Raw genomic sequence first — 19,972 nt, 5'->3', positions numbered from 1 at the left:
CGCTCCGCCTGCTCGACTTAGCGCCGGGTCATCTCGTCCATCTGCCGCAGCTCGGCGGCATCCACCGTGCCGGCCCCGATCTGCTCCTGCGCCGGGACGAGGACGGTTGCCTCGCTGGCATGGTCGTCGAGGTCGAGCTTGCGGAAGATCCGGGCCGCGATGCCGTCGGCGCCGCCGGCCGCTTTGATGACTGCGGGCGGCGCGGTGTCGATGACGTACTGCGTGCCCTTGGCGATGACCGGCACCGCAACGTTGACCGATAGCGTCTTGCCCTTGGCCGCGCCGTTCACCGCGTTGAGGCCGAAGCCGACAGCCGCCTCGAGCATCATCTCGACCCGGCGCTGCGACAGGAACAGGGCGGCCCACGGGTAGACCTTGCGGATGGCCTGGATGACGTAGGCCGCGATGATCGGCAGGAGGATCGTCAGGATCGGCTCGCGCAGAGAGACGGCGAGCGCGACGAGCCAGTCGCCCCACGGGATCAGCACAGGCTTGTCGCCGACGGTGGCGACCTCGGCGGCAGAGACGGGCGATGCCGCCGCCAGGGCGACGAGCACGAAGAGCATGACAGCAAAGCCGAGGCGGGCACCAAGGGGCTCCCGTCGGTCAAGAAGCAAGCTGCCGAGTAGCAGGACGAGCCCGACAGCGAGAGCGCACAGCCCAAGGGCGGTCAGGCCGCCCGCGAGTGAGACGGAAAAGTTGGCGCCGCCGGGCACCGGCAGGGCGGCGCCGGCCATGGCGGGCGACGCGACACAGGCGAGCGCCAGCGCCGCGAGCAGAAGCATGCGGGTCATCATAGTGATCCTGATGGTGGGGATGCGCGGCGGGACCGGCCGGCTCGGGTTCACGAACGGAGTAAGTCTCAGGCGCGGCTTGAGCGCTTTCGCAGTGCGGAGCACGATCTCGTGCTGCCCTGCTGGATCCGACGAGCTTCTGCGCAGGCGGCCGGCGGGTCGGTGCCGGCCCCCCTCTTGCGCGCCGGCCCGCTGCTCTACGCTTCGCTCACGCCCGAGCGCGCCCCGGCGATCGTCGTCGGCAGAGTGTGCGGCGACGGCAGCGGCACGTCAGCCGGCCAGCGGAACGCGGTGAACTCCTTGCGCGGAAACGCGGCCACGGACCATGCATCGCCCTGGTTTCCACCGAGCAGGAAGATCTGGCTCGCGTTGGCACCGACCACGAAGCCGACGTGCCCCTGCCAGGACGAGTTGCCTCGCTTCTTCGTGGCGATGGCGCCGAGCGCCGGCTCTTTCAGCCCGACGCCCCATCCCTCATAGGAGCGCGCCGCGAGGCTGCCCGAAGGCTTGTGGCCGGCCCGCTTCAGCATGGCGCCGACCGCCGCCGCACACCACGCCACCGAGTCCTGCTTGATGCCGGAGAAACCCGCATCGGCGAACAGCTTCACAACGCGCGGGTTGTTGGCCGCACCCGCTCCCTCGCGCACGCCGAGTTCGCCCTCGGCCAGCACCAGCCAGCCGGGCTTCTCGGGCGCCTCGCGCCGCTCGCTGATGTCGGCCTTCTGCAGGGCGGCCTGCGTCCTCGGGCCGGCGATGCCGTCGGCCACGAGGCCAGCCGAGCGCTGGAACGCGGTCACGGCGGCGATGGTGCGCGGCCCGGCATCGCCGTCCGCCTCCGAGGGCCCGAGGTCATACCCACGCGCGAGGAGAGCGCGCTGGATCTCAGCGACGGTCATGGGGGTGTTCTCCGATGTCTTGGGAAAATCTTCGGTTTAGGCGGTAAGATGCCATCGGCTGAGGCGCGTCAGTCGGGGCATGGGTAAGCGGTGTTGGGGCCGTACGAGGCAGTCTTTTTTCTGCTCTGATCTTAGATCAGACGGCGCTCTTCGCCCCGAGGGACGCCATGAAGATCAAACTCGCTCTCGCAGTGTCAGCTTCACTGCTCTGGACTAAGCAGGCCGACGCTCAATTCAGTAGGCCGAACCGGCAGCCGACCGCAGCCTCGACGCAGGGCCTTCGCGAGCAGCCAACACCGGAAGAGAGGGCGCAGGTGCCCGGTGAGCCGGAGCGTGCCGAGGCGCAGGCTCGAATGGAGACGCTCTATCAGCGCGTTGATGCCGGTGCAGATCGAGCCGCACGCTCAATCTGCGATGGCTGCGGGGAGGGACGGACAGCCGGTGCCAAGTCCCGGCGCCATGAAGCCTCAGCCGGAAAGCCGGAAAAGCTCGTCGACGATCCGGCTCAGGCTCCACGATACTAACACTCTGGCGCGGAGCGCGTGGGCTCAAGGCGCGCTTCCCATGTCGAGGGGTCGTCTCAGGCTCGGGCCGGGTGGCGCGGCGAGCGGGTCGTGTCAGGCGAGTTCGAGGTTCGCCGTCTGCACCGGGAACTGGATCGTCATGCCGGAGGCGTTCACGCCCATCAGCGTGGTGAGCGGGCTGAACTCGGGATCGCACAGCATCACCGTGCCGACATCACCCACCATGAACTCAGGCGGGATGCCGTCGCAGCTGGTGATGCGGACGCGGTCGCCCGGCTTGAAGGGTGCCGCCTCGGTGCGCCGCAGGAACTCGGCGTGCACATGCTCGGCGATGGCCTCGGGCGTATCGAGGGTGTGGGTCTCGACGGTGGTCTTGGTCAGGGTCAGCATGGGAGACTCCTCAGAGCGCCGCAGCGCGGGTCCACAGCGCGTCGAGCGCCGCGGCGCCGTAGGGCTCGCCGGTGGCCGGGTTGGTCAGCAGCGCGCCCAACTGTCCAGTGAGCGGGTGGTTGCGCTCGAAGGTAGTCGCCCCGGCGAGCATCATGCGGGCGCCGAAGCGCTGGCCGTCGGCTTCCGGTATGAGCGAGACGGCGGTCTCCATCGCCTCGGGCAACTCGCCCCGCGCGGCCCAGGCCAGCGCCTCGGCTTCCGTAATGGTGCCGGCGAGCGCCAGCGCCTGCGCAAACTGCCGATCCGAGATCACCGAGGGCACGACAGCCGGTGGAGGCAGCGGCTCGTAGGCGACGACGCCGCTGCCATTCCAGCGTCGCGCCCCGGGGTTGCTCAGGAGGTCCTGCCACTGCGCGTCGCTAATCTCGACCGCGTCATCGGGGATCAGCGGGTTGCGCTCCTCTCCGATGACGGGCGCGACCGGCACGGGGTTATCGTCGGTCGGGTCGGGCGCCGGGCCGTACACCGGCCTCATCAGCGCGCCGTGGATGTCCTCGGCGAAAAAGGCGACCGGCAGGCCGGCCTGATCGAATTGTCCGAACTTCATGATCAGATCTCCCAGGCAAGCCAGCGCGAGGTGAGCGCCGGTTCGGCGCGGACGATGCCGCCGTTGACGATGGCGCGATTTCGAATGGCAAAGCCGCTGCGGCCGACCTGATCGACATGCGACGTGTAGGTCGTGTTTGCTGGCGTGTTCGCCTCGATCGTCGACACGGCACCGAGTGCAGCAGCAAGGCGTCAATCTGTGGGAGGCCGCCGGCTATCTTGGGATGACGCCCGAAATGCTTCAGAAGGTCTACGGCCATCACCATCCCGACTTCCAAAACGAGGCCGTGGGCGCGTTCAAGACCCGACGCCGGAAACCTCAATCGTTGGTCAAATCGTTGGCTAAACCGAAGCGGGCTGAGGCCGATGCCTAGGCGTCCTGCTAGGTTTCCTATATGTCGCAGCTAGATAAGAGTGGTGGGCCCGGCAGGACTCGAACCTGCAACCAGACCGTTATGAGCGGTCGGCTCTAACCATTGAGCTACAGGCCCTACAGAGCGAAAACGCCTAGGGAAGCGATACCCGAACCGCCCCGTCTCGTCACCCCAGTTTCCCCTAGATTCCCCCTCATTCCCGTCCATTCTCGTGCCCTAGAACAATTAGGGAACATCGGCGCTTGCTTCACCGTCCGAGCTAAGTCGAGGCTGGAGCGAATGCCTTTGGTCACGGCCATCCTGAGAGCTTTGATCGACCACCGCCATCCATCGGCGTTATGACCCGCCCAAACTGATTGAGTGGATGCTCCGCAAAGGCGTACTAGCAGTCTCGGTGGTGCGACATTATACTGTGCCAAGACGCGATGAAGGCGAGCTCCGACAATGGTAGTGATGAAGGCCGTTGTTAATACCGATCAAATTAATAAGCAAAATATTAAAATAACTCTCAAAGCACTTATCAGTGGACTTGAAGAACATACTCGATTTTCAATCAAGCACGGGCTTCCATTCGGATCTCCTAGCTTTATAGCTCACGATCTAACTCGGCTAGCTGGGTGGAGCGGCAATTATTCTATAAGTCTTTCGAAGGATATGGCGCGACACATTGCTTTCATCCATTATCCGGCAAATTCTTCCGAACAGGAAGAATTGAAACACTATCATGATAAGTATATATTGAAGTGGACCGAAGACCGCGCCAGACCATTTATTGACGAATTACGTGAGCGCATTAACTCTCTTGATGCAGAAGGAGCATCGGTTGGCTTCGACAATTGCGCAGTCATCATTAAGAACGGCTTGGCAGCGGAGATGTATCCAGAGCTATTTGCCCCATCAACTGACTTCGTTGATAAGGACGGCCTGGTTTATGTCGACAAATTGCGCAATCGTTTCGATGAAGTCCAGCCTGGCATATTTAAAGACAATGATAGAAAATTGCTTATTTTTGCACATCCGTATCTTCGAAGGCGTCAGTCACGAAAAAACACACTGAATCAGTATTTTTTGTCAAAGTTCAGCAACATTAAAGGATCTTCGGGCACTATTAGGCGCCTACGTCTCGATCCAGATATGCTTGGGCACCCAGAAAGCCTCCTCCACCATCTGGAGTTTGAATATTGGCATGGACCAAAGTTTTCTGATGACGTATCGTCTATTCCACCAGGAGCATCAGAGCATAAGGCAGATAAGCTTACACGATTTTTCGAAACGGTGGATCGCACTCATTTATGGTGGAAGTCTCCAGAAAGCCGCACTACTGGGGATGGTGAGCTTGTCTACCGTACATTCGAAGCAGAAGAACTTATCGAAGAGCCGAGCGTCGGTCTCGGAGAAGATGTATATGGCTGTCGCTACGTTCACGCAGAGTATAGCACGAAAGACAATGTCATAACACATTTTGACGGAGCCATTCGCGCTTACACTGCCAGTGCGTTCATGGAAAGGATTGACAAAAATATCGACAGGGCCGGAAAGCATGCCATTTACACAAAGCTTTTCAGATTTGATGGTCAAATATCGATTTCCGATTGGAAGTCATTGGTAGTAGATTACTACAGGGGCAATAATCTTTTGCCGGAATATTTTGGGGCTCAGGAAGAAACCGAAATCTCCGCTGTGCTGGAGCAGGTTGCAATCGTACCGCAACTGACTGCTCTAATAAGTTTTGATAGGCCAGAACAGTCTGACAAATTATGCGTTGTTGCTGATGAGGTGTGCCCATTTAAGGACGAGTTGGTTAGCTGCATTGATTACAACAGGGGCAGTTGCGGGGCTTTATTAGAGTCTCTGGTGGATACTACGAATGCATCACTGCTCATCTGCCAAGATCTAAGAATAAATTTCCCACGAATTTTGCTTGGCGTGACCGATGATATAGTCTCTAAAACATCAAAAATAGCCGCCAACCTGTCAAACTCTATATCCGAGGACTACAAAAATGGATTGGTCAAGGAATGCTCGATAGCTATATCTTGGACCACAAACGAAATAATGACAACGTTTTCGGTTGCGGGCCATGCAACTTATGTTGCTCAGTTGCTCGTCGAATTCATCCAAGTAGTCGACATTTCTAAGTCTGCTGCTGAATGGATAGAAGCCCTGAACGAGCGAGTGAAGATAATTGCGCCACATGAGGATGGACAACTTGACCCACTGTCAATTATCACCTTGGATGGACGCTTGCGCTTAATGCATCACGCAGATGAAAATCAACCGGCAGAGCTTCTGGTTCCTCATAGCACAAGCAGTGCGGGGTAATCACGCCGCCCTGGACTTGTGGACGTTGCTGGCGCCAAAGACCGCCGCAACTGGAAACTCTATGACGTTCGGCGCCTGCTTGCCGTCGAGGCGGGCGCGAACTTCGGCTTGGAACGCTGGGTGGTAGTGCCCGTAGCGCTCCTCCAACATCTTCTCGCTCATGCCGAGATACCAGGCAGCCTCGCGGACTTGGCAGCCAAGCAGCATCAGCCACGTCGCCGTCGTGTGTCGCAGGATATGCGGCGTGACGCCGACGTCGAGGGCAGCTTCCTTGGCAGCGCGGGCGAACGCCTTGCTGACCTCCTTCACCGGCCTCCCGTCGTGCTGGACGAGATAGTCATCGGTCCCAAGACGGTGCCAGCGCCGCATGTGGGCGAGGAGCCGTTCCGGAACGGGGATGGTCGGACGCAGCTTATTCGCGATCTCGTCCTCGTCCTCCGGCAGCCGGTGCATCAGGCCGGTGGTGAGGTCGATGTGCGCCCGGTTGGGGCCGGACTTGAAGGAGGCTGAGACCACGACCCCCGAGCGCGAACCGGTGTACAGCGCGATCAACAGGAAGCGGGACAGGTGGCGCCAGATGCGCTTCTTCGTCTCAACTGCCTCGCCCTTCCGAGGGCCACGCGCATGCACTTGGACCTCGCGACGTCGCCACATGGCTAGGAGCAGGCGTGCGGCCTCCCTGCGCCTCAGCCAGCGTTCGCGCTTCTTGCCACGCGGCGGTAGCCAGACCTTGATGATCTCGCGGTGGTGCCCTTCGCCGTGATGGTGCCCGATGGCAGCGGCTAGGTCCTCAAGCTCACGCCGCACGCCAGCGGGCGACATCATCCGCGGCGCGTTACCGGTCTTCTCGGGCTTAGCCGACTTCCAGGGCTGCTTCTCGCGATGCTTGAGGTAGTCCCGGCAAGCTCGGCCCGTGACTTCGGCCAGGCTCTTGCCGGCCCACCACTCAGATAGCTGCCGGATGCGCTGAGCCGACTTGTCGGGGCGCGTTAGCCCCGGGACGATGTCCGTCGCGTAGATGGCGAGGACATCGGTGACGAGAATGGTCTCTAGCGCTTGGTTGAGCCGGCGGGCCGGGTTGTGCTTGACGATGAGCCGCTCGCCTTGGGCTTGCTCAGCCCTTGCACGATCCTCTGCAGGGAATCGAGCGATAACTTCGCCGTCGTCGATAAGCTCGATGACGGCTCGCTTGCGGACCTTACCTGTCTTTCTGTCGATGATTGCGGGTCTGTCGTAGAGATAGACCCCCTTGCTCTTTCGCGACATCCTTCCCTCCACTCCAAGACCCATGCACGCGTCGTGTAAATTTTTCGACCGTTGCTATGTATCTCGGTGCGGAGCTCACCCCGCTCGGCTGCACCGCGCAGTTGCTTGGGCGTAAAGACGTCCTGGAGCTCGGGCAGGTATTGCGCGAAATCCAGTGAAATCAGGCGGTCCTGGGCGACCTGTTCGGCGTCCATCCACGGCGACGCGAGGATCTCCGCATCGTAGTGGAGGAATTCCGTGTCCCAGACGCTGTAGATCCGCATGCTGGCACGGAAGCGCGAAGACCCTTCATAGTCAACGAGGATCCAACGGCAGGCTCAGCGAACCCTTAAGAGGTTGGGGATCCCGGCCACCTTGCGAGCATGGCAGGCGGAACGATGGTCCGGACCTCTGCAGGAAAACGTCAGCGCCCAGGACTGCTTCAGGCGCTCGATGTGGAAGGGCTTCTTCATGCTTCGCGCGCACCATGGCTAGGACCAACCGAGCCTGCCGCATGATCTCCCAACCCATATTTGATGACCTGGCCGACGACCTCGTCGCCGAAGGCACGTTGGGTATCGTACGCATCACTCCAGCGGGCACTCCGCAAGAAATATGGCCGGGGCGCCTCCGACCGAGACCTGCAGGAGCCCTACGCAGATTGGCGACAACGACGGCGCTACAAAGGCCACCTCGCGGCTCTCGACCTGCCGGAAGAGATGGAGAAAGCTATAGCCGCCTTCGCCGACACCTCGATGAAGGTAGCCGAGGCTCGTGCGCTGGCCGCTCAGCCAGTCATAGTCGGGCAGGGAACGACCCTGGGCTTGTTGGAGCAGATGCAGCGCATCGTCACGGGTCTTGAGAAGCAACTCGCCACGCTTGCCGACGAGAACCGCGCACTGAGGGAACAGTTGGCCCCCTTACAGCCATCCCCGGTTCTCCCTGAAATCGAAGAGGAGGCGCCCGAGGCCCAACCCAGCCGAAAACCGGGTGAGCATAAGACCGGCGCGGCCGCGATTGCCGCGCTCGCATTCTGGGACCGCGTCGTCGCCGACTTAGCAGCGTGCATACTTGCCCAGGGACGCCCTATGAGCCCTGACGAGCTGCTTCTTGAAATACCGCAAAGCACCAGAGACTTTGCAGCATTAGCTTTTCAGAGAATGAGCAGGCGAACTGTGGTTCGAAAGCTTGAGGAGCGCGTCAAATACGGAAAGTACGGGCTGTTCCGGACGACTGGCAAACTCTTCAGCGCAACTCCGCTCAATCCTGATTACCGCCCTGCCGCGGAGGAGTCGGCGGCAGCTTGATCAAGGGCGCTGTCGCCTGGGCCACCCACGGCGCCGGTAGAAGGTACAAGGTGCCGTTACCCGCTTCCCTGAAGAAGGCAAAGCGCTGCTTTGGTGTATAGCGGCGGCGACCCCATCCTCCTGACTTCGGTTGGTAGGCGGAAGCCCGCTTGCAGGGCCAACCCGGGCCTGAGCTTGGATGGCACGCGGTGGGTGCCCACCGTCACCACCGGTATCGCAATGCGGTGGCCAACATGCCCGTCACTGACGAAATGCAGCATCTGGAACCGACCGTTGCCGGTCTTTTCCGCGCTTGCCGGGTGAGGCATGAAGAGGAGCGGGGCCTTTCGTGGGCTGCCTTGGCGGCCTTGGCCGGGGCCTGCGCCTATTCAAGTCGGAAGCGCTTGACGGCCGCCGGGCACAGCATCTTGAATTGCGCGATCAAGGGCGGCATGCCCGAGGCGCACGACGTGTCGGCATCTGGCCCGAGCGGGAAGCGAGTCTTTCCGGCTTGTCGCTCACCGCTGCGGTAGCTGATGGTGCCCGTCCGGCAGTTCGCCTCAGCTGTCAGGGCGGTGCGGCTCTCCGTGCGTAGGTAGCGCGCGACGCACTGGGGCTTCGTGAGCTTGCCGCCGAACTCCTTAGTCTCGCCGCCGGGGTCCCGCTCGCAATACTCCTGCAAGTCGGCCTTCGTGACGATGCCCCGCATCAGGGCGCGCGCAGTGTCGATGCCGTCGCGCTCCACCACCGTGCCGTTCCATCCCTTGCACGATGCGAGCGGGAAGTCGCCGGCAGCCCAGGACGGGCCCGAGGCGAGCACGGACGCCGCGACGATTGCGAGATCGATCCAGCGCATGTCGAATTCTCTGACCCTGGACGTGGCGCCGACCGGGCGCCGAAACTTACCGCGACGGCCATTGCCCGGATTGGCAAGACCCAAACCGCGGTATCCACCGCAATCCACAACGACGCGTCGCCGCATGGCGCTACGACTGTACGGAACCCGTCCGACATGTTCTCCTTATGTTCCTATCGGATTCGCGAGGAGCGCATGCAGGTCATCGGCATTAGCTTGGGGCTACCCACACCCGTTCCACTCCTCGCCAAGCCTGTTCGCGCTGGCTTCCCAAGCCCCGCCGACGATTTCGTCGAGGAGGAGATCGACCTTCAGCGCCTGCTGATCGCCAACCGTCCCGCCACCTTCCTGGTAAGGGTGGCCGGCGACAGCATGATCCTGGCGCGCCTGTTCGATGGCGACTTGGCCGTGGTCGACCGCTCCCTGACCCCGCGCAACGGGGACATCGTCGTGGTCGACATCGACGGCGAGCGCTCCTTCAAGGTCTGGCGCCGCCAGGGGCCACGCGTCATGCTCTCTTTCGCCAACCCTCGCTTCCCCGAGTTCCGGCTCGCGCCCGACGCCCTGGTCGAGGTCTGGGGCGTGGTCTCGGGTTCGGTCAATCCGAGGCGCCGGGGCGAGTGAGTGCCCGAGCCTACGCCCTCTCGGACGGCAACAGCTTCTATTGTTCGTGCGAGCGCGTCTTCGACGCCCGGCTCGCGCGGGTGCCGGTGATCGTGCTCTCCAACAACGACGGCTGCGCCATTGCCCGCACCACGGAGGCGAAGGCGCTCGGCATCCGCATGGGCGAGCCGTACTTCAAGATCCGGGAGATGTGCCGGGCTCGGGGGGTGCGTGTCTATTCGTCGAACTATGCCCTCTATGGCGACATGTCGGCCCGGGTGAACGACGTCTACCGGCGCTTCTCGCCGCGCATCGAGGTCTACTCCATCGACGAGAGCTTCCTCGACCTCTCGGACCTGCGGGAACGCGACCGGGTGCCCATGGCCCGCGACATGCGCGAGACGGTGCGGGCCTGGACCGGTATCCCGACCTGCGTCGGCATCGGCGCGACGAAGACGCTGGCGAAGCTCGCCAACCACGTGGCCAAGAAGGTGCCCGAGCTCGGGGGCGTCTGCGACCTGACCGATCCCGTGCAGTACGACCACTGGATGGCCCGCATCCCGCCGAACGAGATTTGGGGCGTCGGGCCAGCCAACGCCCGCAAGCTGGAGGCGCTCGGATGCGAGTGCGTTGCGGACGTACGCGATCTCGACACCCGGGCGGTCCGGAAAGCCATGACCGTGGTGGGTGAGCGGCTGGTGCAGGAGCTGCGCGGAACGCCCTGCCTCGACCTTGAGGAGGTCGCCCCAACCCGGAAGGGCTGCGCCGTGACCCGCAGCTTCTCCGAACGGGTGGAGGATCTCGCCACGATGGAGCAGGCAGTTGCCGCGCACGCCACGCGTTTGGGCGAGAAGCTCCGCAGAGAGGGGCTCGGCACAGACCATGTCACGGTCTTCTTCCACACCTCGGAGCATGACCGCGGCCGGCCGCAGCGCTCAGTCTCAACGGTGGTAACCCTGCCGGAGGCGTCGAACGACACCCGCGTGCTGATAAAGGCTGCCACTCACGGCGTACGGAAGACCTGGCGGGGTGGCTATCGCTACTCCAAGGCCGGTGTGGTCACGACTGACCTCGTGCAACTCGCCGCTTCCCAAAGGGCCATCCCAGGTCTTGGCCAGCTCGACCGGGAGCACGGCGCCGCGCTGATGGCAGCATTGGACGCGTGCAACGCGAGGTTCGGCCGGGGTGCCGTCGTGCCGGGCACGGCTGGGTTCGCGCCCAGGCGGGATTGGTCCACGAGATTCGAGATGCGCTCGCCCCGCTACACGACTAGGCTAGACGAGTTGCCGACGGTGGCAGCGGCCTAGCCCGGCACCCGTAGCTGGCGGTGGATCCTCTTTGAGGCATCCTTGCGGACGGTTCGCCCGGATGCGATTACCACGCCCCCCGCAGGAGTCCCCCTAATGATAGCCATGGCGCCCAAACCTTTCCGCTGAGAGGAGCGCCGTGTCGAGCACTTGGCCTCCACGATATTTTGGAGGCTAAAATGCCGAGGACCTTCTTCACATCCGATACCCATTTCGGCCACCGCGGTCTGCTGAAGCCGACAATGGGTCGGCCTCGGCCGTTCGCCTCCATCGAGGCGCACGACGAAGCCCTGGTCGCGGCCTGGAACGCGGTCGTAAGGCCCGACGACTTGGTCTGGCATCTCGGCGACTTCGCGTACCGGTGCGCGCTCCCCTATGCCGCCTCCATCCGGGCGCGGCTCAACGGCCGCATCCGGCTGGTCCGCGGCAACCACGAGGAACTCGGCGAGCGCCTGGACTGGGAAGGCCCCGTCGTCGACGTCCAGAGGGTCTTCGTGCAGGACCCGGGCATGCCGAACCCGCGTGCTGTCTTCTGTAGCCACTACTCCCACCGAACCTGGCCACATGCCCATCACGGCGACCTGCACCTCTACGGTCACTCGCACGGTAGCCTGCCCGGGACACGTGCCAGCCTGGACGTAGGGGTCGATTGTTGGAACTGGGCTCCGGTCCTCCTGAAGGACATTCTCCAGCGGATGGCGGCGACGCCGGACACCTATGAGGCGGGTTAGACGCGGCGCTCCCAATCACCACACTCGCGTCACCGTCGCTCTCGGGCCTGCGTGTGCTTCTCGCGAACTTACTTGTGATGCCCACACGAAAGCTTGGCCAAAGCTTTTCCCCTGGATCCACCGTTTGTTGCGCAATGCGGACCAGGGAAAGCCATCCAGCTGGTTGATCCCCGGCCGGGCCCAGGTATTGTTCACCATAAGGCGCAGCTCTTCTAAAAGAACCGCGACTTACCCGAATTCCGGACCTGATCGGCCATGGGCCCCTTCCACCGCCTCATACGGACGTACCGCGCGCGACCTTTGCGTCGACGCGACCCCGTTCGTTTCCCGACCCGCAATCCCGGGGCCTGACCGGCTGCTCGAACGAGCCCGGCTGCCCTGGACCAGAGGCAGCCATGATCCACGAACCCGCCCACGCGCCCGATCCCGATAGTTTGCTCGGAATCCTCTTCAGGCGAATTTTCCTGCTTCGGACCGAACTTGGTGAGCCCGCCTACGAGCGGAGCCTGAAGGCGCTTCTCGTCGCCTTGGGCGCATCCGCCCTCGACGAGGCCGAGCGCCGCGCCCGAGCCCTGGAGGGCCGTACCGGTCCCAGGCCGAGTGACGTTCGGGTCACGGCGACGGCGGCGCGGCGTCAGTCCGAACCGCTCGACGTCGACGGCAACCATTAGCCCCAAGCCAGGAGACAACCATGATCCTCGCCTTCCGCCTGATACCGACGCACTCCCTGGCGCCCTCGCGCGGATCGGCCCTCGCACGCGCCAAACGAGCCCAGCGCGCCCTCTCGTCATTCCCATTCCGCATCCCCGAGGCCTAGCCGACGCCCAAGCGCACGGTCGCCTCGCGAAGGAGGCTGCCGTGAAGAACACTGCCAAGAGCCCCAAGCAAACCCTCAAGGCGCAACCTGCGTCCCCCGAGGTCCGCGAGGTCGAGACGACCTCGTTCGACGAGTTCCTCGGGGAGTCTCCCACCCCCGCCGACGATCTTGCCGGTACGCCCGTACGCATGATCCTGGCGATGGCCGTCATCCAGGACGCGCTGTCGGTTCGCGCCCGCGAACGGATCGAGCGTCCGACCGCGACCGCCGTGGTCGTCGGCGTGCCGGGCCCCGATTGGGTCGAACCCGTCGCCCAGGCATTCTCCCGGATCGGACGGTGGGGGGTCACCTATCGCCGCTCCGGCGCGAACAAGGCCTCCGACCGACCTTCGTCGGGGTCGGACGAGGCCGCGCAGGTCCTCTCCGCCGGGCAGAACGTCCTCGGGGTGTCGCAGGCTCCGGAGCGGCTGCTGCCGGCATCACTCATCACCGCGGCGGACATTCGCATCAATCTGCAGCCGCCCGTGCGCAGGGCCCTGCGCACCACCATCTTCCTCGTGACTGGCAAGCGCCCCGGCCGCATCCCTGACGATGCCGTGCGAGGCCTCGGCTTCGACGAGATCGTGGCCTGTGTCAGGCGCGGCAGCCGGCCGGCCGAGTGCGTCCGCCGGCTGGTCGCGGCCTCGCGGTCCAAGCTGCGCGGAGACACCCTACTGGCCGACGTGCCACTTCTGAAGGATACTTGGGGCTACTCGGACGCCGCAGCGTGGGGCGCCACTCTGATCGAGGCCGTCGCCGAGTGGAGGAGGGGCGAACGCAATTGGGCATCTATTCCCGAGAAGTCCGCTGTGGTGGCCGGCCCCGCGGGTACTGGCAAGTCTACATTCGCACGTAGTCTTGCAAAGTCGCTGGGAATGCCTCTGGTGGCAACATCAGTTCCAGCTTGGTTCACGTCTGGCGGCTATCTTGATCAAGTCATCAAGTCCGTAGATGCCGTCATTGCACAAGCAGTCGCCGCAAGTCCCTCCGTCCTACTTCTAGACGAAATTGATGCAATCCCAAATAGAAGCACAATCGACAGCAGGCACGCCGAATACTGGGTTGCTTTAGTGTCACATATTTTGACACAACTTGACTCGGCCGTATCTGGGACAACATCGAATCTAATCATCGTCGGAGCCACGAATTTTCCGGAGAGGCTGGATGAGGCGTTGATCCGGCCTGGCCGCCTGAACCGCATCCTGCACATCCCGCTGCCGGACGCGACCGCCACCGCAGGCATCCTCCGACAGCACCTTGGCGAGGACCTTCCGGGTGTCGACCTCATGCCCCTGGCGATTGTCGGCGCCGGGGCCACCGGCGCCGATATCGCCTCCTGGGCAAAGCAGGCCCGCGAGGCTGCCTGGGTTGAGCGGCGACCGATGGAATGGGCGGACCTCGTCGCAAGGGTCGCTCCGCCGGATACCCGTTCCCCCGCCGAGCAAATCGCCGTGGCGCGCCATGAGGCGGCTCACGCCGTCCATACCGAGCGATATGTGGGCACCGTCGAGAGCGTCTCCATCGTCAGTCGCGGGCGCTATGCCGGCCGCACGAACGCGCGGCTCCGGAGCTCCGACTCGATGTCCGCTGCCGAACTAGATGCCTTCGTCGTCTCGGTCCTCTGCGGCAGGGCGGCGGATGAGCATTGGGGCGTCGCGACATCGGGCGCGGCCGGAGGTCCCGGCAGCGACCTCGCCATCGCCACCGGCCTGATCGCGGGCAAGCACGGTTCCTTCGGCTTGGGGGATGCCCTCACCTATAGGGCGGCGCCCGCGGATGTGACGGCGCTCATCGGCCGAGACGGAAGTTTCTCCGCAATCGTCGAGCGCGACCTGCGGCGGCTTTACATGGCTGCGCAGGTCTTCGTCTCGGAGAACGCGGACCAGATCGATGCCGTCGCGCGACGCCTCGTTAGGTCTCGTATCCTGTCCGGGGCCGAAGTCCGATCCATCGTCGGGCTTCCGCTGGCGAAGGCCGCTCCGGAGGACGGGCAGTTCGTGGACGTGGGAGGTGCCCATGGATGACCAGCTCGACGCCGGGATGGCGGAGGTCATGACCAACCTCATCCGGGCCCGCCGTGCCGTTGACCCAGCCACCTTCCTCCATCTGCTCGGCTCCATCATGGTCGAGATTGACGAGGGAATGGAGGTCGCGCTGGAGGCCGCCTACCGCCGGCCCGAGGGCAACGTCCTTCCATTCCCGGTCCGTCCGGGCTCCAGAGGCGGCGAGGGCATAGACGGCGGTGCTTGACCGCGCGGAGGCGGGGAGCATTGCCGTCAAGTTTGTCTACCCCGAAACTATCCACAGGAAAGGGCGCCGGCGAGAACTCGGCCTCGCCGGGCTGCGAAAGAACCGGAAGGGCTGCCCCAGGTGGCGGTGCCGGCTCCCAGCCGGGGACCGGTCTGCCTCAATTCGGAGAATCCCCGCTTTTTGCCGCTGACCAGGCGACCGCCTCCGGCAAGGCATTGAGCGCAGCTGGAACTCGACCGGAACGGCGTGGAATGGGCGGTGGTCCGCAGGTCCAAGGTGGAGAATGATTTGTCCCCGCAAACAATCGAACAATCACGCGCCGGGTCCCGATGATTAGGTTAACAGAAATCCATCGCATAATACGCGACAGCTTAAGACCCGGAAGCCCTCTCGGCGCAGAACGAAGAGCAGACGGGATTGATGTTCAATCGATCAATTGCGAAACCAGGAGCGTCCGATGAGGACAACGCGAGTTCCGGCAAGGATCGTGGCGAGGCCCGATCCCGAACAATGGAAGGAGGACGAGCTGCTGACCTTGCCTGAGGCGGCGGCACTGTTGTGGCCCGATGGACCTCTGACAGTGTCGTCCCTCAGAACCGCGGTTCGCGACGGCCAGCTTCAGGTCGCCGTGGTCGCCGGCAAGATCCTCACGAACCGGGCCGCCCTTCGTCTGATGGGCACCTGTACGACCTCGACGCCGTCAGGCGTGGGGCGTCGTCAAGCAGGACCGGACCGTGCCTCGCCGAGCGACCTCGAAGCCTTGCAGGACGCGATGCTCTGGAGCCTCCAGGGCGCGTCAGCTGGGCGATGAGGCACAAAAAACCCTGGAAGCCATGCCCGGCGACCAGGGTTTAGCGGCCGAAAGGCCGTGAACGAGCCGGCGTTCGGGACCGTCCCTTTTGCGGAGCGGCGGATCCCGTTCGCTTCTTTCAACCGGTCCCGCACAGGTGCGGGACTAGCGTCTTGCGTAGGTACTCCCATGGCATCCGGAACGCAATCTGGCCCCGGCACGCGGGGCTCCTCGTCCCTGCCTGTCCCGGCCGGGATCCACAGTTACATGCCGCCGTCGACGGCGGCCGCCGACCTGGACCTCGTCCAGCAAGCGGCGCTGCAGACCGCCCTGCTCGCCGCACAGCAGCGGCCGGCGTTCCCGCCGGACGCGGTCCGATTGGAGGTGCGGCCCAGCCGCGGCTCCGACCCGGATGCCCCGGGGACGTGGCGGTTCCGCTATCGGCGCCGCTGGCACACCCTCGGGCTGCCGGGCGACCGTCCCGAGCAGGAGGCTCGTGATGCCGCGCGCCTCGCCATCCTATGCGAGGAGGCCCGCCGGCGAGGAATGATTGCGCCCCAGGAGGTGCCCATTGCGGCCGTCGTCGAGAATGCCCGGCGCGAGTGGAAGCCGGACACCGGGGCCTCGCGTCGCGACTGGGAAACCTACCAGAACTACGACCGCAGCCTCGGGCGGATCGAGCGGCACTACCCCGGCAAGCTGCTCGCGGACATCACCAACGCGAACCATAAGCTCTACCTGCAACTGACCGCGTCGATCAGGGACCGCCGCTTCGCGAAGGACTGCGAGTCCCCGACCATCTCAAGGGCGACCGCCCATCGCGACCTCGTCCATCTCCGGATGGCCCTCAAGCTCTACGCGCAACACGCCCGGCTATCCTGGATGCCGCGGCCGGACCTGCCACCAGCGCCGAGCGCGCGTCACGGCTTCTTCACTCGGGAGGTGGTGGCGCGGATGCTGATGGCGTGCCGCGGGTACGTTATCGATCCGGCGACCGGGGCCTGGAAGACAGTCACGGAGGCTGACCCGGAAACGGGTCTCGCCAGGACGCGGCTCTTCCGGCACGACACCGTGACGGTCGAGCGGCGCGAGATCGTGCGGCGCCTCATCCTCATCGGGGTGTACAGCGGTACGCGCCTCGACGCCGCCACCAACCTCTCCTGGCGCCTGCATCCGAACCGGGGCTGCATCGACGTGGACCGCGGCCTGATCCACCGTGCCGGCTACGCCGAGGACGTGACGCAGGGCAAGCCGCGCCTGACTTCGGCGCTGCGTCCTCAGCTCCTGGTTCATCTACGGGGATGGCGGAAGCGTGACCTCGCGCAAGGCATCCGTCACGTGACCTACCACGCCCGGGGCGACCAACGGGGCCAGCCCTACCGCTACTTCCCCTACTATCTCTGGTGGCAGGTGATGGCCGATGCCGGCCTCGATGAGAATGCAGATCCGCATGTGACCTGCCACACGGCCGTCACCTGGCTCGCGCTTGATGGCTACGACCTGTTTGTGACGGCGGACCTCACCGGTCGTGATCCCCAGACCGTGCGCAAGGTCTACCGGCAGTGGAACCTCACGGGCCAGCGGCGGGCCGTGACGGTCGGGCGGCTGCCAGTGGCAAAGCACGTCGATGTCGAGGACCTGCTGACGGACGACAGGCCGCGCCGCGCCGACCGCTACACGCCACGTGGCCGGGGTGGCAAGCACAAGCCGAGCTTGCCGCGCACTCCGAAGCGCAGGGACCGTAAGTAAGCCTTACCCATTCGCCCGTCAGGCCGCGGGCAGCGCCTCCTCGACCCTGGTGGCCGGTTTCCCGGCCCCTATGGCCGAGGGGGCGCTGAGCCGTTCCCGAAAGCCCTCCCTCCACCGAACCTGCCCGTACTCGATCTCGACGGCGTCCTCATAGGTCGGTCCGTCGAGATGCAGGTCCGCCAAGCGCTTCCGGAAGCCTCGGCGGGCTGCCCAGTCAAGGATGTTCTGGAAGCCGAACTTGGGCTTCTGCCGTAGCTCCTGCACCGTATGGTAGCCCCCGATGAGGGCCATGGCGACGATGGCGCTCCAGATGGCGTATCGGTCCGCGCCGACCCCGAGGGTGCTTCCTCCGAAGGCCACGGCGGCGAGTCCGTACAGGAAGCCAAGCATTGCCCGCTCCAACCTGCGACTTGTACGGCTGACCCGGGAAATGACCTCGTCGACGCGACCGACCTCGCGCTCACGTACGACGATGGCATCCCTGCGGAAGCGTTCCCGCTCGGCTTCGATGTTCGCCAGCCGCTCCGCGCCCTGCCGCAACTCGCGCTCCTTCTCGGCCAGAGCGGCGGCGGTAGCCTCCCGCTCGGCACGCAGGCTCGCCGCGGCGGCTTCACGTTCGGCGCTGAGGTTCGCGGCGGCCTGCTCCTCCATCTCCTTCTTTTGCTTGCCGTGCCGCTGCGCCTGCTGACGGAGCTTGCGCCCGTACTCCTCCTGTACGTCCTCAGCGGTTGCGCGCCGCATCTCGTCGAGAAGCTTCTCGGCGCTGTCCGGGGTGACGAGACGCTCCACGTTCAGGGTCTCGTCCATCAACCTTTGGACGCTGCGCTGGTCGGCAAGCAGCAGTTCGTACTGGACCGTCTTCTCGGGAGCGAACTCCTTCAGCCTGTCGTGCACTGCCCTCACAACCTCCTGTCGGGGTCGGAGAACCCGTTCGCAAGAGGCGATCAGGTGGCTTCGCGGGATCTCCCTGCGCAGCTCGTCCGCGGCTCCTGTCAACCCAGTTCTGAGCCAAGCGGTGGTCGACAACTCGCGCTGGAGCAGGACGGGCGGCACCTGGCGCTCGTTGATCATGCGGTTCTTGCGGCAGAACTCCCGCGCATACCGCACAAACATCGCGTTCGTGGTCACGAAGGCGAACTTCGCGGTCAGCGGATCGGCGCTCCGGACCCCGGAGCGCAGCCGCATGGTCAGCGCCGCGCAGGTCGCGTCGTGCTCGCGGGCATCGATGGAGCCGTGCTTCCACATGATGCCGCCCAGGAAGTCCTCGTAGGTGTCCCGGTCGAAGTGCCGGGCCCCAGAGGGGAAGTTGTGGAGGTCGATGGGGCGCACCGTGACGCCGACCGCCTGCAACGCGCGCTCGGGATTGTTCATGACCGAGCGGACGAAGTCCTCGGCGACCTCGCCCTTGCGCATAGCGTCGTGGGTCGGCCCGTGCCGGTCCGGGGGCGAGTTCGCCAGCATGCTGGCGAGGTTGCGGCTCATCTCCTCGCAACTGACCGGGAACGCGACGAAGGAGCACCCCAGGGCACGCAGGGACTCGACCACGTTGCCGATGTCCCTCTGCGCCTCGGCCCCGGATAGGCCGAGGAGGTTCAGGGCAACGGGGGCATCGAGGACCAGCGTCAAGTCGGAACGCGTGACAGGGGCGGTCGGCTTGATGAAGTCTTCGACGACCTCGGTGAGCAGGGCGATGGAGGCCAGCCGAGCGAGGTGCGGCACGAACTCCGGCTTCTGCTTGACGAGGTGCTTCACGAACCGGGCACAAAGATAGCGGCTCTCGGCGGTCAGCGGCTCGCCACCCTCGTCGAGTTGGTCGAGGAGCGTGCGGTGGCTAAGGTCGAGCTTCATTCGCTCGACCTGCTGGACGAACGCTTCCTCGGTGTAGGCGTCCAGGGACACGAGGAAGCGTATCAGGACCTCCTTGAGCTCCTCCCGACCAAGATCGAACTGGAAGAGGTCCGTGACCTTCGGTGGGAAGCTCTCGAACTCGTCGGTCACCCGTTCGAGGATAGTGGCGATCTCGATCTGCCCGTCACGCGCCTCGGGGCGGGGCTCGAACTGCACGACGAAGACATTCCGAGCGGCGCGCTTGAGATAGCCTTTCGCCAGGAGGCGCCCGGCGAACTGCTCCGCGACGTCGCGATTGAAGCGCCACCCGTAGAGGCGCCGCACGCCCAGGGCGAGCAGGTCTGGATCGAAGACCTTCCCGTGCATAAGCTCAAGGATCGGCTCCATGAACGGGATCAACGCGTCGATGACGTCGCCGCCCTGGTCAGGCTTCAGCCCCGACAGTGTCGCGTAGACGCGCAGGGCGTGCCGGGTGACGATTGTCATGCGGGAAGGCCAAGCTCCGAGCTAACCCTTATGTGGTAGGCGAAACTTAGCTGGCCAGG

At 64.3% G+C, this 19,972-nt stretch carries 20 protein-coding genes and 1 tRNA gene; 12 read left to right on the top strand and 9 right to left on the bottom strand.

The genetic code is table 11. The features are described from left to right. Window positions 1-17 precede the first annotated feature (17 nt). Both M2437_RS15515 and M2437_RS15510 read right to left on the bottom strand, forming a co-directional pair. A complete protein-coding gene (locus tag M2437_RS15515) occupies window positions 18-794 on the bottom strand; it encodes a hypothetical protein (RefSeq protein ID WP_253387969.1) in 777 nt (258 codons plus the stop codon). Window positions 795-991: 197 nt separating this feature from the next. Next, entirely contained in the window at window positions 992-1,690 is a 699-nt protein-coding gene (locus tag M2437_RS15510) for an NlpC/P60 family protein (protein ID WP_253387968.1), read from the bottom strand. A gap of 167 nt (window positions 1,691-1,857) precedes the next feature. Here M2437_RS15510 and M2437_RS15505 point away from each other — a divergent pair, with 167 nt between their 5' ends. Further along, entirely contained in the window at window positions 1,858-2,214 is a 357-nt protein-coding gene (locus tag M2437_RS15505; RefSeq protein WP_253387967.1) for a hypothetical protein, read from the top strand. Window positions 2,215-2,307: 93 nt separating this feature from the next. On the opposite strand, the gene M2437_RS15500 is transcribed toward M2437_RS15505, so the two are convergent. From M2437_RS15500 to M2437_RS15490, 3 genes are read right to left on the bottom strand one after another with little or no spacing between them, the layout of a single operon-like run. Continuing rightward, window positions 2,308-2,604, bottom strand: a complete 297-nt coding sequence (locus M2437_RS15500) for a hypothetical protein (RefSeq protein ID WP_253387966.1) — start codon at window positions 2,602-2,604, stop codon at window positions 2,308-2,310. A 10-nt stretch (window positions 2,605-2,614) separates the two neighbouring features. After that, a complete protein-coding gene (locus M2437_RS15495) occupies window positions 2,615-3,211 on the bottom strand; it encodes a hypothetical protein (RefSeq protein ID WP_253387965.1) in 597 nt (198 codons plus the stop codon). A gap of 2 nt (window positions 3,212-3,213) precedes the next feature. After that, window positions 3,214-3,378 (bottom strand): hypothetical protein, encoded by a 165-nt coding sequence (locus M2437_RS15490; protein WP_253387964.1) that lies wholly within the window; start codon window positions 3,376-3,378, stop codon window positions 3,214-3,216. Between the two features lie 8 nt (window positions 3,379-3,386). Between M2437_RS15490 and M2437_RS15485 the strand changes: the two genes are divergently transcribed. Further along, complete coding sequence (locus tag M2437_RS15485) at window positions 3,387-3,584, top strand: hypothetical protein (protein ID WP_253387963.1); 198 nt, start codon at window positions 3,387-3,389, stop codon at window positions 3,582-3,584. Between the two features lie 41 nt (window positions 3,585-3,625). Here M2437_RS15485 and M2437_RS15480 read toward each other — a convergent pair. Next, window positions 3,626-3,701, bottom strand: a tRNA-Ile gene (locus tag M2437_RS15480). A gap of 336 nt (window positions 3,702-4,037) precedes the next feature. On the opposite strand from M2437_RS15480, the gene M2437_RS15475 reads away from it, so the two are divergent. Beyond that, window positions 4,038-5,906 carry a hypothetical protein gene (locus M2437_RS15475; RefSeq protein ID WP_253387962.1) on the top strand — a complete coding sequence of 623 codons (1,869 nt, stop codon included), beginning with the start codon at window positions 4,038-4,040 and terminating at the stop codon, window positions 5,904-5,906. Here the strand turns inward: M2437_RS15475 and M2437_RS15470 are convergent, their stop codons facing one another. After that, complete coding sequence (locus tag M2437_RS15470; RefSeq protein WP_253387961.1) at window positions 5,907-7,172, bottom strand: site-specific integrase; 1,266 nt, start codon at window positions 7,170-7,172, stop codon at window positions 5,907-5,909. A 515-nt stretch (window positions 7,173-7,687) separates the two neighbouring features. Between M2437_RS15470 and M2437_RS15465 the strand changes: the two genes are divergently transcribed. Continuing rightward, window positions 7,688-8,458, top strand: coding sequence for a hypothetical protein (locus M2437_RS15465; protein ID WP_499006866.1), 771 nt, complete (start codon window positions 7,688-7,690; stop codon window positions 8,456-8,458). 364 nt (window positions 8,459-8,822) lie between these two features. On the opposite strand, the gene M2437_RS15460 is transcribed toward M2437_RS15465, so the two are convergent. Then, complete coding sequence (locus M2437_RS15460; RefSeq protein ID WP_499006865.1) at window positions 8,823-9,419, bottom strand: hypothetical protein; 597 nt, start codon at window positions 9,417-9,419, stop codon at window positions 8,823-8,825. 69 nt (window positions 9,420-9,488) lie between these two features. On the opposite strand from M2437_RS15460, the gene M2437_RS15455 reads away from it, so the two are divergent. The 8 genes from M2437_RS15455 (at window position 9,489) to M2437_RS15420 (ending at window position 17,579) form a co-directional block, all read left to right on the top strand. Further along, window positions 9,489-9,917, top strand: a complete 429-nt coding sequence (locus M2437_RS15455) for a LexA family protein (RefSeq protein WP_253387958.1) — start codon at window positions 9,489-9,491, stop codon at window positions 9,915-9,917. Further along, window positions 9,914-11,203 (top strand): Y-family DNA polymerase, encoded by a 1,290-nt coding sequence (locus M2437_RS15450; protein WP_253387957.1) that lies wholly within the window; start codon window positions 9,914-9,916, stop codon window positions 11,201-11,203. The genes M2437_RS15455 and M2437_RS15450 overlap by 4 nt, the downstream gene beginning before the upstream one ends. Before the next feature lie 179 nt (window positions 11,204-11,382). Next, complete coding sequence (locus M2437_RS15445; protein ID WP_253387956.1) at window positions 11,383-11,934, top strand: metallophosphoesterase; 552 nt, start codon at window positions 11,383-11,385, stop codon at window positions 11,932-11,934. Window positions 11,935-12,329: 395 nt separating this feature from the next. Further along, complete coding sequence (locus tag M2437_RS15440) at window positions 12,330-12,605, top strand: hypothetical protein (RefSeq protein WP_253387955.1); 276 nt, start codon at window positions 12,330-12,332, stop codon at window positions 12,603-12,605. A gap of 187 nt (window positions 12,606-12,792) precedes the next feature. Next, on the top strand, window positions 12,793-14,814 hold the full coding sequence (locus M2437_RS15435; protein ID WP_253387954.1) for an AAA family ATPase: 2,022 nt from the start codon (window positions 12,793-12,795) through the stop codon (window positions 14,812-14,814). After that, window positions 14,807-15,040: a hypothetical protein gene (locus M2437_RS15430; protein ID WP_253387953.1), complete on the top strand. Its 234-nt coding sequence runs from the start codon at window positions 14,807-14,809 to the stop codon at window positions 15,038-15,040. Before M2437_RS15435 ends, M2437_RS15430 begins: the two co-directional genes overlap by 8 nt. A 580-nt stretch (window positions 15,041-15,620) precedes the next feature. Beyond that, complete coding sequence (locus M2437_RS15425; protein WP_277570335.1) at window positions 15,621-15,851, top strand: hypothetical protein; 231 nt, start codon at window positions 15,621-15,623, stop codon at window positions 15,849-15,851. A 246-nt stretch (window positions 15,852-16,097) separates the two neighbouring features. Next, complete coding sequence (locus M2437_RS15420) at window positions 16,098-17,579, top strand: site-specific integrase (protein WP_253387952.1); 1,482 nt, start codon at window positions 16,098-16,100, stop codon at window positions 17,577-17,579. 18 nt (window positions 17,580-17,597) lie between these two features. Here the strand turns inward: M2437_RS15420 and M2437_RS15415 are convergent, their stop codons facing one another. Beyond that, a complete protein-coding gene (locus tag M2437_RS15415) occupies window positions 17,598-19,913 on the bottom strand; it encodes a hypothetical protein (RefSeq protein WP_253387951.1) in 2,316 nt (771 codons plus the stop codon). Window positions 19,914-19,972 lie beyond the last annotated feature (59 nt).

Source organism: Methylorubrum pseudosasae (assembly GCF_029504475.1).
GTDB lineage: Bacteria > Pseudomonadota > Alphaproteobacteria > Rhizobiales > Beijerinckiaceae > Methylobacterium > Methylobacterium extorquens.
The sequence above is the reverse complement of the archived record's forward strand: the minus strand, read 5'-3'. Positions and strand labels throughout refer to the sequence as shown.

Coding starts and splice junctions, on each gene's coding strand:
- M2437_RS15445 (WP_253387956.1), top strand. CDS start 11,383: ATGCCGAGGACCTTCTTCACATCCGATACCCATTTCGGCCACCGCGGT.
- M2437_RS15470 (WP_253387961.1), bottom strand. CDS start 7,172: ATGTCGCGAAAGAGCAAGGGGGTCTATCTCTACGACAGACCCGCAATC.
- M2437_RS15475 (WP_253387962.1), top strand. CDS start 4,038: ATGAAGGCCGTTGTTAATACCGATCAAATTAATAAGCAAAATATTAAA.
- M2437_RS15460 (WP_499006865.1), bottom strand. CDS start 9,419: ATGCGGCGACGCGTCGTTGTGGATTGCGGTGGATACCGCGGTTTGGGT.
- M2437_RS15455 (WP_253387958.1), top strand. CDS start 9,489: ATGCAGGTCATCGGCATTAGCTTGGGGCTACCCACACCCGTTCCACTC.
- M2437_RS15415 (WP_253387951.1), bottom strand. CDS start 19,913: ATGACAATCGTCACCCGGCACGCCCTGCGCGTCTACGCGACACTGTCG.
- M2437_RS15465 (WP_499006866.1), top strand. CDS start 7,688: ATGACCTGGCCGACGACCTCGTCGCCGAAGGCACGTTGGGTATCGTAC.
- M2437_RS15420 (WP_253387952.1), top strand. CDS start 16,098: ATGCCGCCGTCGACGGCGGCCGCCGACCTGGACCTCGTCCAGCAAGCG.
- M2437_RS15515 (WP_253387969.1), bottom strand. CDS start 794: ATGACCCGCATGCTTCTGCTCGCGGCGCTGGCGCTCGCCTGTGTCGCG.
- M2437_RS15430 (WP_253387953.1), top strand. CDS start 14,807: ATGGATGACCAGCTCGACGCCGGGATGGCGGAGGTCATGACCAACCTC.
- M2437_RS15500 (WP_253387966.1), bottom strand. CDS start 2,604: ATGCTGACCCTGACCAAGACCACCGTCGAGACCCACACCCTCGATACG.
- M2437_RS15440 (WP_253387955.1), top strand. CDS start 12,330: ATGATCCACGAACCCGCCCACGCGCCCGATCCCGATAGTTTGCTCGGA.
- M2437_RS15495 (WP_253387965.1), bottom strand. CDS start 3,211: ATGAAGTTCGGACAATTCGATCAGGCCGGCCTGCCGGTCGCCTTTTTC.
- M2437_RS15505 (WP_253387967.1), top strand. CDS start 1,858: ATGAAGATCAAACTCGCTCTCGCAGTGTCAGCTTCACTGCTCTGGACT.
- M2437_RS15510 (WP_253387968.1), bottom strand. CDS start 1,690: ATGACCGTCGCTGAGATCCAGCGCGCTCTCCTCGCGCGTGGGTATGAC.